At 52.9% G+C, this 12,724-nt stretch carries 11 protein-coding genes; 9 read left to right on the forward strand and 2 right to left on the reverse strand.

Translation table 11 applies throughout. The features are described 5' to 3' along the window. The first annotated feature begins 42 nt into the window (after nt 1–42). The 4 genes from ACTHRE_RS09255 to ACTHRE_RS09270 all read left to right on the forward strand — a co-directional run bounded on the left by ACTHRE_RS09255 (nt 43) and on the right by ACTHRE_RS09270 (nt 5,748). The gene (locus ACTHRE_RS09255) at nt 43–1,299 is read left to right on the forward strand and encodes a D-amino acid dehydrogenase (RefSeq protein ID WP_049336835.1); all 1,257 of its coding nucleotides are present in this window, start codon (nt 43–45) and stop codon (nt 1,297–1,299) included. Nucleotides 1,300–1,479: 180 nt separating this feature from the next. Next, nucleotides 1,480–2,289 carry a zinc transporter ZupT gene (gene zupT / locus ACTHRE_RS09260; RefSeq protein WP_002224778.1) on the forward strand — a complete coding sequence of 270 codons (810 nt, stop codon included), beginning with the start codon at nt 1,480–1,482 and terminating at the stop codon, nt 2,287–2,289. 96 nt (nt 2,290–2,385) lie between these two features. Beyond that, entirely contained in the window at nt 2,386–5,214 is a 2,829-nt protein-coding gene (locus tag ACTHRE_RS09265; protein ID WP_377073754.1) for a valine--tRNA ligase, read from the forward strand. Nucleotides 5,215–5,283: 69 nt separating this feature from the next. Continuing rightward, nucleotides 5,284–5,748 (forward strand): hypothetical protein, encoded by a 465-nt coding sequence (locus tag ACTHRE_RS09270; RefSeq protein WP_049336837.1) that lies wholly within the window; start codon nt 5,284–5,286, stop codon nt 5,746–5,748. A gap of 107 nt (nt 5,749–5,855) precedes the next feature. Here ACTHRE_RS09270 and ACTHRE_RS09275 read toward each other — a convergent pair whose 3' ends face one another. Together ACTHRE_RS09275 and ACTHRE_RS09280 are read right to left on the reverse strand one after the other, a co-directional pair. Next, on the reverse strand, nt 5,856–6,797 hold the full coding sequence (locus ACTHRE_RS09275) for an ABC transporter ATP-binding protein (RefSeq protein WP_440345026.1): 942 nt from the start codon (nt 6,795–6,797) through the stop codon (nt 5,856–5,858). Between the two features lie 15 nt (nt 6,798–6,812). Next, nucleotides 6,813–7,703 (reverse strand): NUDIX hydrolase, encoded by an 891-nt coding sequence (locus tag ACTHRE_RS09280; RefSeq protein WP_377073755.1) that lies wholly within the window; start codon nt 7,701–7,703, stop codon nt 6,813–6,815. Nucleotides 7,704–7,826: 123 nt separating this feature from the next. Here ACTHRE_RS09280 and ACTHRE_RS09285 point away from each other — a divergent pair, with 123 nt between their 5' ends. The 5 genes from ACTHRE_RS09285 (at nt 7,827) to lpt3 (ending at nt 12,690) form a co-directional block, all read left to right on the forward strand. After that, a complete protein-coding gene (locus ACTHRE_RS09285) occupies nt 7,827–8,411 on the forward strand; it encodes a beta-class carbonic anhydrase (RefSeq protein WP_070461258.1) in 585 nt (194 codons plus the stop codon). A gap of 18 nt (nt 8,412–8,429) precedes the next feature. After that, nucleotides 8,430–9,035, forward strand: a complete 606-nt coding sequence (gene nadD, locus ACTHRE_RS09290; RefSeq protein ID WP_377073756.1) for a nicotinate-nucleotide adenylyltransferase — start codon at nt 8,430–8,432, stop codon at nt 9,033–9,035. Between the two features lie 58 nt (nt 9,036–9,093). Beyond that, nucleotides 9,094–9,480 carry a ribosome silencing factor gene (rsfS, locus tag ACTHRE_RS09295; protein WP_049322451.1) on the forward strand — a complete coding sequence of 129 codons (387 nt, stop codon included), beginning with the start codon at nt 9,094–9,096 and terminating at the stop codon, nt 9,478–9,480. A 108-nt stretch (nt 9,481–9,588) separates the two neighbouring features. Next, nucleotides 9,589–10,983 (forward strand): ATP-dependent RNA helicase HrpA, encoded by a 1,395-nt coding sequence (gene hrpA, locus ACTHRE_RS09300; protein WP_004520228.1) that lies wholly within the window; start codon nt 9,589–9,591, stop codon nt 10,981–10,983. A gap of 129 nt (nt 10,984–11,112) precedes the next feature. Continuing rightward, nucleotides 11,113–12,690, forward strand: a complete 1,578-nt coding sequence (lpt3, locus tag ACTHRE_RS09305) for a lipooligosaccharide phosphoethanolamine transferase (protein ID WP_440345025.1) — start codon at nt 11,113–11,115, stop codon at nt 12,688–12,690. Nucleotides 12,691–12,724 lie beyond the last annotated feature (34 nt).

Raw genomic sequence — 12,724 nt, forward strand, 5'->3', positions numbered from 1 at the left:
GGATATTAAGTTTGTTTTGAAAAAAGTCAGAGGAGGAGAAAAATGAAAGTGCTTGTTTTAGGTGCTGGTGTTGCCGGCGTATCTTCCGCGTGGTATCTGGCAGAGGCAGGGCATGAAGTAACGGTCATCGACCGCGCCGAGGGCGTGGCGATGGAAACCAGTTTTGCCAATGCAGGCCAGCTTTCTTACGGCTATACCACGCCTTGGGCTGCACCCGGTATCCCGACCAAAGCACTGAAATGGCTGTTTAAAAGCCATCCGCCTTTGCTGTTTCGCCCTGACGGCAGCCTGTATCAAATCGAATGGCTGTGGCAAATGCTGCAAAACTGCACGTCAGCGCGCTATCAAATCAATAAAGAGCGCATGGTCAGGATTTCTGAATACAGCCGAGAAATGTTCCGCCGTTTTGAAGCGCAAACCGGCATGAATTTTGAAGGGCGCAAAAAAGGGACGTTGCAGATTTTCCGCCAAGCCAAAGAAGTTGAAGCGGCAGAACAAGACATTGCCGTTTTGGAACGCTACGGCGTGCCGTACCGCCGTCTGAAACCCGAAGAATGCGCAGAGTTTGAGCCTGCGCTGGCACGCGTTACCGCCAAAATTGCCGGTGGCCTGCACCTGCCCGCAGACGCGACCGGCGACTGCCACCTCTTCACTGAAAACCTATACAAATTGTGTCAGGAAAAGGGAGTACAGTTTCATTTCAACCGAACCATCCGCCGCATCGAACAGGGCGGCCAGCGCATCAGCGCAGTGGAAACCGAAACAGAACGGTTTGAAGCAGATGCCTTCGTCTGTGCGCTCGGCTGCTTCAGCAGGACGGTTTTGGCGCAGTTGGACCTCGATCTGCTCATTTACCCCGTCAAAGGCTATTCCTTGACCCTGCCTGTCACAAACTCAGACGGCGCGCCAGTGTCCACCGTTTTGGATGAAAGCTACAAAGTCGCCATCACGCGCTTTGACAACAGAATCCGCGTCGGCGGCATGGCGGAATTATCGGGCTACGAAATCAAACTGCCCGAAAAACGCCGCGAAACCCTGGCTTTGGTCGTCAACGATTTGTTCCCCGAAGGCGGCGACTTGAATCAGGCATTGTTCTGGAGCGGCCTCAGACCAATGACGCCCGACAGCACGCCGTTAATCGGGCGCACCCGCTTTGACAACCTGTTCCTAAATACAGGCCACGGCACTTTGGGCTGGACCATGTCGCTGGGTTCGGCAAAATTAACCGCCGATATCGTGAGCGGTAAAGACACCGAAATCCGCAGCGATGATTTGAGCCTGTCGCGCTATCAGGCTTAAGCTGGAAAGCGATAAGGTTTAGTGACATTTCAAACTTAAAGGCCGTCTGAAAATTATTTTTCAGACGGCCTTTTGTTTCAAAATCTGTGTACCTAATCAATAAAATAAATAATAACTATTATCATATGCATTAAAAAGTGTTAGTCTGAACCTGTCCCAGCTTTTAGCGCAGGTTTTCTCATGCCCGATTTTTCGATGTCCAATTTGGCCGTTGCCTTTTCCATCACGCTGGCCGCTGGTTTGTTTACCGTATTAGGCAGCGGCTTGGTGATGTTTTCCAAAACGCCCAATCCGCGCGTGTTGTCGTTTGGTTTGGCATTTGCCGGCGGTGCGATGGTATATGTTTCCCTGACGGAAATTTTCAGTAAATCCAGCGAGGCATTCGCTGAAATTTATGATAAAGACCACGCGTTTGCGGCGGCGACCATGGCATTTTTGGCTGGGATGGGCGGCATTGCGCTGATCGACCGCCTGGTGCCGAACCCGCATGAAACCTTAGATGCGCAAGACCCGTCGTTTCAAGAAAGTAAACGCCGCCATATCGCGCGAGTCGGTATGATGGCGGCGTTTGCGATTACGGCGCACAATTTCCCCGAAGGTTTGGCGACGTTTTTTGCCACCTTGGAAAATCCGGCGGTCGGGATGCCTTTGGCCTTGGCGATTGCCATCCATAATATTCCGGAGGGCATTTCCATCGCCGCGCCGGTTTATTTTGCCACCCGCAGCCGTAAGAAAACGGTATGGGCGTGTCTGCTATCCGGCTTGGCCGAGCCTTTGGGGGCGGCTTTGGGCTATTTGGTTTTGCAGCCGTTTTTATCGCCTGCCGTGTTTGGTTCGGTGTTCGGCGTGATAGCCGGTGTGATGGTGTTTTTGGCGTTGGACGAGTTGTTGCCGGCCGCCAAACGCTATTCAGACGGCCATGAAACCGTTTACGGCCTGACAACGGGCATGGCAGTGATTGCCGTCAGCCTGGTATTGTTCCATTTTTAAAACCCGTATGCCAAAGGCCGTCTGAAATGATTCAGACGGCCTTTTTGCGTTATAATCCGCACATCAAAAATAACCTTAATTTCACAAAGTTCCATCATGTTAGACAAATACAATCCAGCCGAAATCGAATCCAAACATTATCAAAACTGGGAAAAGCAGGGCTATTTCCAGCCTGATATGGATTTGACCAAACCGTCTTTCTCCATCCAACTGCCGCCGCCCAATGTAACCGGCACGCTGCACATGGGCCATGCCTTCAACCAAACCATTATGGACGGCCTGACCCGCTATTACCGCATGAAAGGCTGCAACACCGCCTGGATTCCGGGCACCGACCACGCGGGCATCGCCACGCAAATCGTGGTCGAGCGTCAGCTTGCCGCGCAAAACGTGTCCCGTCATGACTTGGGCCGCGAAAAATTCTTGGAAAAAGTGTGGGAATGGAAAGAAGTTTCCGGCGGTACGATTACCCAACAAATGCGCCGCGTGGGCTGCTCTGCCGACTGGACGCGTGAGTATTTCACAATGGATGACGTGCGTGCCGAAACCGTGACCGAAGTGTTTGTGCGCCTGTATGAGCAAGGCTTGATTTACCGCGGCAAACGCTTGGTGAACTGGGATCCGGTATTGGGTACCGCAGTGTCTGATTTGGAAGTGGAAAGCGTGGAAGAACAAGGTTCCATGTGGCACATCCGCTATCCGCTGGCCGACAATCCTGCCGAAGCCGTTATCGTGGCGACCACCCGCCCTGAAACGCTGCTGGGCGACGTGGCCGTTGCCGTCAATCCTGAAGACGAACGTTATACCCACTTAATCGGCAAAGAATTAATCCTGCCGCTGACCGGTCGCACCATTCCGGTTATCGCCGACGAATACGTTGAAAAAGACTTTGGTACCGGCTGCGTGAAAATCACGCCTGCGCACGACTTCAACGACTACGAAGTCGGCAAACGCCACGACACGCGCCTGATTAATGTGTTCGACTTGGAAGCCAAAGTGCTGGCCAATGCCGAAGTGTTCAACTTCAAAGGCGAAGCGCAACAATGTTTTGCCTTGCCTGAAAAATACGCAGGCTTAGACCGCTTTGCCGCGCGCAAACAAATGGTTGCCGATTTGCAGGAACAAGGTTTCTTGGTCGAAATCAAACCGCACACGCTGATGACGCCGAAAGGCGACCGCACCGGCTCAGTGATTGAGCCGATGTTGACCAGCCAATGGTTTGTCGCCATGTCCACCACCCCAAATGGCGGCGAGCCTGACAGCGAATTCAAAGGCTTGAGCCTCGCCGACAAAGCCAAAAAAGCCGTCGACAGCGGCGCGGTACGCTTCATCCCTGAAAACTGGGTCAATACCTACAACCAATGGATGAACAACATCCAAGACTGGTGTATCTCGCGCCAACTGTGGTGGGGTCATCAAATCCCTGCATGGTACGACAACGAAGGCAATGTGTACGTCGCCCGCAATCAGGAAGAAGCCGAAAAACAAGCCGGCAAAACAGGCTTGACCCGCGAAGAAGACGTATTGGATACATGGTTCTCCTCAGCGCTCGTGCCGTTCTCCACATTGGGCTGGCCGTCTGAAACCGACGAACTTAAAGCCTTCCTGCCGTCCAATGTCTTGGTCACAGGCTACGAAATCATCTTCTTCTGGGTGGCGCGCATGATTATGATGACCACCCACTTCACCGGCAAAGTACCGTTTAAAGACGTGTACATCCACGGCATCGTGCGTGACCACGAAGGCAAAAAAATGTCCAAATCCGAAGGCAACGTCATCGACCCAGTGGATTTGATCGACGGCATCGACTTGGAAAAACTGCTGGTAAAACGTACCACCGGCCTGCGCAAACCCGAAACCGCGCCGAAAGTGGAAGAAGCAACCAAAAAACTCTTCCCCGAAGGTATCCCCAGCATGGGCGCGGACGCATTGCGCTTCACCATGGCGAGCTACGCCAGCCTCGGCCGCAGCGTCAACTTCGACTTCAAACGCGCCGAAGGCTACCGCAACTTCTGCAATAAATTGTGGAACGCCACCAATTTCGTGTTGATGAACACCGAAGACAAAGACTGCGGTCAAGACGAAATGCAGCCGTTGGCGTTTACCTTTGCCGACCAATGGATTATTGGCAAACTGCAACAAGCCGAAGCCGCCGTTGCCGAAGCCTTTGAAACCTACCGCTTCGACTTGGCCGCGCAAACGCTGTACGAATTTGTGTGGAACGAATATTGCGACTGGTACATCGAGCTGGCAAAAGTGCAAATCCAAACCGGCTGCCCGACCACCCAGCGCACCACACGCCGCACCCTCGTGCGCGTACTCGAAACCATCCTGCGCCTGCTGCACCCAATCATGCCGTTCATTACCGAAGAGCTGTGGCAGGTCGTTGCGCCTCTGGCGAATGCCAAAACCGCCGACAGCATCATGTTGGCCGCTTATCCCAAAGCCGACCCGGAAAAAATCGTGCAGGCTGCTTTTGACCAAATGGCGCAACTGCAAGACCTGATTGGCGCCGTGCGCAACCTGCGTGGCGAAATGGGCATTGCCCCGAACGTGAAAGCGCCGCTGTTTGTGGAAGGCAGTGTGCCTGAAGCGCTGCTGAAATACCTGCCCGCCCTCACGCGCCTGACCGAAGCCAAAACAGTGGACAGGCTGCCCGAAAGCGAAGACGCACCTAGCGCCGTCTGCAATTGCGCGCGCCTGATGCTGAAAGTCGAAATCGATAAAGCCGCCGAAACCGCCCGTTTGAGCAAAGAAGCCGAGAAGCTGCAAAAAGCCTTGGACAAACTCAATGCCAAACTCTCCAAACCCGGCTACACCGAAAAAGCCCCCGTGCATCTGGTGGAAAAAGACAAAGCCGATTTGGCGGAGTTGGAAGACAAAATGGCGAAAGTTCAAACTCAGTTGGCGAAGTTGAAAGACTGATTTTGATTGAATAGACAAGGCCGTCTGAAAAATGTTTTTTCAGACGGCCTCTTTAAAAAAAGGAAATAGATGAAACTCTTTATTCTGCCGGTGCTTTTATCCGCAACAACTGCTCTGGCTTCTCCAATTGTCGGTACATGGCATTGCGTTGGCTCTGATGAAAACATTCAGAGTGATACAAAAGTCGAATATCTTCAGGACGACAGTTTCCGTGGCGACGCTAAGCTCAAAGTGGACGATGACGGCAATGTTTTGGCATACCATGTTGTTGGTGGGGGTAAATGGCGTTTTGCGAACAATGCCTTAACTCAAAGCCAAATCAAGTACAGTGAAGTTTCACGACTCCACAGCCCTGAAACATTGGCATGGTTGGAAGAATCAGAAGACGGCCAATTCTTGGAAAGTATGATATACACCGGATTGGTCGCGCAGATGGACAAGCCCGGTGAAGACGAGGTTTATCAACTGGATAAAACAGGCAAATTGGTGTTTGAAGACGGGACTGCCCGTGAGGTATGTACGAAAGTGAAGTAAAAAGCGACCATAGGTCAGATAGGTTTGTTTGATTGATGGCTAGATAACAAAGGCTGTCTGAAACTTAATTTTCAGACGGCCTTTTTCTTTTTCTTAATCCATCAAATTCAATCAAACCAAACGATCTGACTTTCATCCACGCTGATGCGGATTTCCTGTCCGGTTTGCGGTTTGTCCGTATCGTGGTCAGCGTGGGGATACCAAATCAAATCGCCGTATTGCGGATGGGCGAGGGTGAGGCGTGTGCCTTCGGCGAGGGGAACGGCTTCGCTGATGCGGACGGCCGTGCCGTCTGGGTCGAATCGAATGGCGTGTTGGGGAATGTAGCGTGTGTCGCCGGTGTTGGCCAAACCGAGCAGTAAGGCGGCTTGGGCGTTGATGGGGCGGTGGATAAGGGTTTCCGGCGTGCCGTGTTGGAGGATGCGGCCTTCGTGCATGATGGCGATGGTGTCGGCCATGGTGCAGGCTTCCTCGGCGGAGTGGGTCACGAGGATGGCGGGGATGTTTTGACTGCGGATGCGTTCGGCGGTCAGGGTGCGCAGGTGGCGGCGCAGGTGGGTGTCGAGGCTGGAGAAGGCTTCGTCCAAGAGCAACAGCGACGGGCGCGTGATGAGGGCGCGTGCGAGGGCGAGGCGTTGCTGTTCGCCGCCGGAGAGGCTTTCGGGTTTGCGTTGCGCTTCGTGTTCCAAACCGATGTCGCGCAAGGCCTGCATGGATTGTTCTTCGATTTCGGCTTTGGGCAGGCGGCGCATTTTGAGGCCGAAACCGACGTTGTCGAGGGCGGTTAAATGCGGCAAAAGGGCGTAGTCTTGAAACATCAGCGAGATATTGCGCTTTTCAGACGGCATGTCGGTGATGTTGTCGCCGTTGAGCCAGACTTCGCCGCTGTCGGGACGCACCAGGCCGACGATGGTTTTGAGCAGGGTGGATTTGCCGCAGCCGGAGCGGCCGAGTACGGCGAGGATTTCGCCTGCTTCGACGTTTAGATTAATGTCTTGGGCAACGGTTTTGCTGCCGAAGCGTTTGTTGATGTTTTTGAGTTGTAACATGGTTTCAGACGGCCTTTAAAAATGGGGTCGGCAACGGATGCTGTCGAGCCATGCGGACAGCAGATGTTTGGGGTCGATCAGGCCGTATCGACGGCAGGCTTCGATTGTGACCAACTGGGCATCGTGCATCATGTGTCCGCCCAACATGGCATCAAGCAGGGTGGGGATGTCCATCAGTTCAAAACCGGCGACTTCGCCGTCTTGGTTGGCGGGTTGGAAGCCTTCGGGCAGGACGATGTCGAAGATATACAGGATTTCGTTATGGACACCGCGATTAACCGGGCGCAAACTATATATTTGGGCGGTCGGTCGGATATGGGGGGTTAACGAAGCGGGAATACCGGCTTCTTCTTCGCCCTCGCGACAGACAGCTTCAGACGGCCTCTCGCCGCTGCTGATGCCGCCGCCGGTCAGGTTGTCGAGTTTGTTCGGATCAACGGCTTTGTGCGGACTGCGGCGGCCTATCCAAAAGCGCAAACCGTCTTCTGTTTCGACCAATCCGTTCAAATGCACTGCCTGACTCATTAGGCCGAACGGACGGAAGGCGGCGCGTTCGAGTGCGCATAAAGGCTTGCCTGCCTGGTCGCAGATGTCGAACTTTTCATCGCGCCAACCTTTGAGCCAACCGCACTCGCGCCATTGTTGCGCCAGCGTTTGCAAACTGTCGCCCATTTCCGGCCAGCTGTCTGTTTCCAAATTCAGGCCGTCTGAAAGGGTCGACTGCCTGCCTGTCCAATCGTGCCCGAGGCGTTCGCGCCATAACGGGTTCAGACGGCCTAAAGGCAGGCCGTTGAGATACAGAATGCACCAATCGTCGGATGCGCCATAGCTTGTTTGCGCCCAATCCCACAATGCGTCGTGGACATCGGGTGTGAATACTTGTTCAAAACGGAAAGACTGAGACATGGCGCATCCTCCAAAAGAACTAAAGATACGTCGATTTTAGCCGTTTACGGCGAATTTGCAAAACAACCATACACCTTGAAAACCGCTATAATAGAGTAAATCATCCGAAACGAGCACATCATCATGAGTGAATTGACCGATATCCTTTCCTACAACCAACGTTTCGTTGAATCGGGCGAGTACGAAAAATATTTCACCAACAAATACCCCGGCCGCGAACTGGCCATTCTTTCCTGCATGGACGCACGCATTATCGAATTGCTACCCAATGCCTTGGGCTTGAAAAACGGCGATGCCAAGCTCATCAAAAACGCCGGCGCGCTGGTGACCCACCCTTGGGGTTCGGTGATGCGCAGTTTGTTGGTGGCCGTATTTGAACTCAAAGTCAAAGAAATCATGGTCATTGCCCACCACGACTGCGGTATGCGCGGATTGCACGCTGAAGAGTTCCTCCAACGCGTACACGACAGCAATATCCCCGACGACCGTATCGAAACCCTGCGCAATGCCGGTATCGATTTGGACGGCTGGCTGACCGGTTTTGACAACGTCGAAGACAGCGTGCGCCACACCGTCGAGCTGATTCGTAAACATCCGCTGATGCCCGACAACATCGCCATCCACGGCCTGGTCATCCACCCGACCACCGGTAAGCTCAACCTGATTGTTGACGGCAGCCTGCCTGCTTCAGACGGCCAAAACATCTAACGCAGACACCACCACGAAATGAAAAACATCGGATTATTCGGCGGCACGTTTGACCCCATACACAACGGCCACCTCCACATCGCCCGCGCCTTCGCCGACGAAATCGGTTTGGACCTTGTCGTCTTCCTGCCGGCAGGCGACCCGTACCACAAAGACAGCACGCGCACGCCGGCACAAGAGCGCCTCAATATGGTTGAACTCGCCATCGCCGACGAGCCGAAATTCGCCGCCAGCGACTGTGACATCGTCCGCGACGGCGCAACTTATACGTTTGACACCGTCCAAATCTTCCGCCAGCAGTTTCCCGGCGCGCAATTGTGGTGGCTGATGGGCAGCGACAGCCTGATGCAGTTGCACACATGGAAAAAATGGCAAACCCTCGTGCGCCAGACCCATATCGCCATCGCCATGCGCCAAGGCGACAACCTCAACAAAACCCCGCGCGAATTGCACGCATGGCTCGGCGAAGCCCTGCAAAACGGCAGCGTCCGCATCCTCAACGTGCCGCTGCACAACACCAGCTCCACCCAAATCCGCGCCGATCTCGCCAAAACGCACCATTCAGACGGCCTGCCACAACCGGTCGCCCAATACATCCGTCAACACAAACTCTATGAAAAATAGCGTTTATTCAGGCAGATAAGCTATAATGCCGTCTGAAAACATTTTAACTAGGAAAACAATGAACGAACAAGAATTGCAAGACCTGCAAAAAATGGTCGAAGTGGCCGTAAACGCCCTCGAAGACATTAAAGCCAAAGACATCTCTGTTTTGGAAACCCAAGACAAAACCTCCCTGTTCGCCCGCATGATTATCGCCAGCGGCGACAGCACACGCCAAGTCAAAGCACTGGCGAACAACGTTGCCGTCGATTTGAAAGAAGCCGGTTTTGAAATCCTCAGCACCGAAGGCGACACCGGCGAATGGACGCTCGTCGACGCAGGCGACCTCGTTGTCCACGTTATGCTCCCTGCCGTGCGCGACTTCTACGACATCGACACCTTGTGGGGCGGAGAAAAACCGAGTTTCCACGCCGGTATGCAAAAACCTTGGCACGCCGCCGACTAAAACGGTTTATCCATACAAAGGCCGTCTGAAACTTGAAAGCAAGCAAGTTTCAGACGGCCTTTTGCTATAATTCCATTCTTTTCACATTATTTAATTTATTGCACCATCATGCCGCAACCCGATTTCGCCCAAACCCTCTCCAAAGACCGCCATTTTCTGCGATCTGCCTTTAAAAACCCCAATAAATACGGTGGCTTGGCTAAGGTTGAGGAAAAATACAAAAAATCGCACGACCTCTATCTGCAACGCCTGTCCAAACTGCCCAAGCCTGAATTTGACAACACACTGCCCGTTCACGAAAAACTCGACGAAATCAAAAAAGCCATTGCCGAAAATCAGGTAACGATTATTTGCGGCGAAACCGGTTCGGGCAAAACCACGCAGTTGCCCAAGATTTGTTTGGAACTCGGGCGTGGGGCGGCAGGATTGATCGGGCATACCCAGCCGCGCCGTTTGGCTGCGCGTTCCGTAGCAGAGCGGATTGCCGAAGAGCTGAAATCCGAAATCGGCAACGCGGTCGGCTATAAAGTGCGCTTTACCGACCACACCTCGCGCGATGCCTGCGTCAAGTTGATGACCGACGGCATCCTGCTGGCAGAAACCCAGACCGACCATTATCTCGCCGCATACGACACGATTATCATCGACGAAGCGCACGAACGCAGCCTGAACATCGACTTCCTCTTGGGCTATTTGAAACAGCTGCTGCCGCGCCGCCCTGATTTGAAAGTCATCATCACCTCGGCAACGATAGATGCAGAACGCTTCTCCCAACACTTCAACGGTGCCCCTGTTTTAGAAGTGAGCGGACGGACGTATCCCGTCGAAATACTCTACCGACCGCTGACCAGCAAAGACGAAGACGACGCAGAAGTCGAGCTGACCGACGCAATTGTCGATGCAGCCGACGAATTGGTACGCTATGGCGAAGGCGATATTTTGGTGTTCCTGCCGGGCGAGCGCGAAATCCGCGAAGCCGCCGAAGCCCTGCGCAAATCCACGCTGCGCCGCAACGACGAAATCCTGCCCCTATTCGCACGCCTGTCGCACGCCGAGCAGCACAAAATCTTCCACCCATCAGGCGCAAAACGCCGCATCGTGCTGGCAACCAACGTCGCCGAAACCTCGCTCACCGTACCGGGCATTAAATACGTCATCGACACCGGCCTCGCGCGCGTCAAACGCTATTCCGCACGGGCGAAAGTGGAGCAGCTTCATGTCGAAAAAATCTCCCAAGCTGCCGCCTGCCAACGCTCCGGTCGCTGCGGACGCGTCTCCGCAGGCGTGTGTATCCGACTGTTTTCAGAAGAAGATTTCAACAGCCGCCCCGAATTTACCGCCCCCGAAATCGTCCGCAGCAACCTAGCCGCCGTCATCCTACGCATGGCATCGCTGAACTTGGGCGACGTAGCAGCATTCCCATTTTTAGAAATGCCCGATTCGCGGTATATCAATGACGGTTTTCAGGTATTACTGGAGTTGGGTGCGGTGGAGGCCATCTGAAAAGTAAAAGAAAATGGTAGATTATGTTTCATTTTCAGACGGCCTAAATCATTGAGAAACTAAAAACTATTGAAAAGGGAATATTGGGTTTTAAAACTCAATCGGTAAATTTTTTATTGTGAAATATTAATGATGAAAAAATCTTTCCTCACGCTTGTTCTGTATTCGTCTTTACTTACTGCCAGCGAAATTGCCTATCGCTTTGTATTCGGAATTGAAACTCTGCCGGCGGCAAAAATTGCAGAAACGTTTGCGCTGACATTTGTGATTGCTGCGCTGTATCTGTTTGCGCGTTATAAGGCGACGCGTTTGTTGATTGCGGTGTTTTTTGCGCTCAGCATTATTGCCAACAATGTGCATTACGCGGTTTATCAAAGTTGGATGACGGGCATTAATTATTGGCTGATGCTGAAAGAGGTTACCGAAGTCGGCAGCGCGGGCGCGTCGATGTTGGATAAGTTGTGGCTGCCTGTGTTGTGGGGCGTGTTGGAAGTCGTGCTGTTTTGCAGCCTTGCCAAGTTCCGCCGTAAGACGCATTTTGCCGCCGATATTTTGTTTATTGCGGCGATGTTGCTGATTTTTGGACGTTCATTCAGTACGACGCAGGAACACGGTATTTCGCCCAAACCGACATATAGCCGTATCAAAGCCAATTATTTCAGCTTCGGCTATTTTGTCGGGCGCGTGTTGCCGTATCAGTTGTTTGATTTAAGCAAGATTCCTGTGTTCAAACAGCCAGCGCCAAGCAAAATCGGGCAGGGCAGTGTTCAAAATATCATCCTGATTATGGGCGAAAGCGAAAGCGCGGCGCATCTGAAATTGTTTGGTTACGGACGCGAAACTTCGCCGTTTTTAACCCAGCTTTCGCAAGCCGACTTTAAGCCGATTGTGAAGCAAAGCTATTCCGCCGCTTTGATGACGGCTGTGTCCCTGCCCAGCTTTTTCAATGCCATACCGCATGCCAACGGCTATGAGCAAATCAACAGCGGCGATACCAATATGTTCCGCCTTGCCAAAGAGCAGGGCTATGAAACGTATTTTTACAGCGCGCAGGCGGAAAACGAGATGGCGATTTTGAACTTAATCGGTAAGAAATGGATTGACCATCTGATTCAGCCGACGCAGCTTGGCTACGGCAACGGCGACAATATGCCTGATGAGAAGCTGCTGCCCTTGTTCGACAAAATCAATTTGCAGCGGGGCAAGCATTTTATTGTGTTGCACCAACGCGGTTCGCACGTCCCATACGGCGCATTGTTGCAGCCTCAAGATAAAGTTTTCGGCGAAGCCAATATTGTGGATAAGTACGACAACACCATCCATAAAACCGACAAAATGATTCAAACCGTATTCGAGCAGCTGCAAAAGCAGCCTGACGGCAACTGGCTGTTTGCCTATACCTCCGATCATGGCCAGTATGTGCGCCAAGATACCTACAACCAAGGCACGGTGCAGCCCGACAGCTATCTTGTGCCGCTGGTGTTATATAGCCCGGATAAGGCCGTGCAACAGGCTGCCAACCAAGCTTTTGCGCCTTGCGAGATTGCCTTCCATCAGCAGCTTTCAACGTTTCTGATTCACACGCTGGGCTACGATATGCCGGTTTCAGGTTGTAGCGAAGGTTCGGTAACGGGCAACCTGATTACGGGCGATGCAGGCAGCTTGAACATTCGCGACGGCAAGGCGGAATATGTTTATCCGCAATAAGCGGCGTGAAAACCAATAAAAACAAATTTAGATG

Source organism: Neisseria sp. P0001.S007 (genome assembly GCF_051963655.1).
Lineage (GTDB): Bacteria > Pseudomonadota > Gammaproteobacteria > Burkholderiales > Neisseriaceae > Neisseria > Neisseria subflava_A.

What these genes read in the sequence shown, in the direction of transcription:
- ACTHRE_RS09255 (WP_049336835.1), top strand. Translation starts at nt 43, where the DNA reads ATGAAAGTGCTTGTTTTAGGTGCTGGTGTTGCCGGCGTATCTTCCGCG.
- zupT (WP_002224778.1), top strand. Translation starts at nt 1,480, where the DNA reads ATGCCCGATTTTTCGATGTCCAATTTGGCCGTTGCCTTTTCCATCACG.
- ACTHRE_RS09265 (WP_377073754.1), top strand. Translation starts at nt 2,386, where the DNA reads ATGTTAGACAAATACAATCCAGCCGAAATCGAATCCAAACATTATCAA.
- ACTHRE_RS09270 (WP_049336837.1), top strand. Translation starts at nt 5,284, where the DNA reads ATGAAACTCTTTATTCTGCCGGTGCTTTTATCCGCAACAACTGCTCTG.
- ACTHRE_RS09275 (WP_440345026.1), bottom strand. Translation starts at nt 6,797, where the DNA reads ATGTTACAACTCAAAAACATCAACAAACGCTTCGGCAGCAAAACCGTT.
- ACTHRE_RS09280 (WP_377073755.1), bottom strand. Translation starts at nt 7,703, where the DNA reads ATGTCTCAGTCTTTCCGTTTTGAACAAGTATTCACACCCGATGTCCAC.
- ACTHRE_RS09285 (WP_070461258.1), top strand. Translation starts at nt 7,827, where the DNA reads ATGAGTGAATTGACCGATATCCTTTCCTACAACCAACGTTTCGTTGAA.
- nadD (WP_377073756.1), top strand. Translation starts at nt 8,430, where the DNA reads ATGAAAAACATCGGATTATTCGGCGGCACGTTTGACCCCATACACAAC.
- rsfS (WP_049322451.1), top strand. Translation starts at nt 9,094, where the DNA reads ATGAACGAACAAGAATTGCAAGACCTGCAAAAAATGGTCGAAGTGGCC.
- hrpA (WP_004520228.1), top strand. Translation starts at nt 9,589, where the DNA reads ATGCCGCAACCCGATTTCGCCCAAACCCTCTCCAAAGACCGCCATTTT.
- lpt3 (WP_440345025.1), top strand. Translation starts at nt 11,113, where the DNA reads ATGATGAAAAAATCTTTCCTCACGCTTGTTCTGTATTCGTCTTTACTT.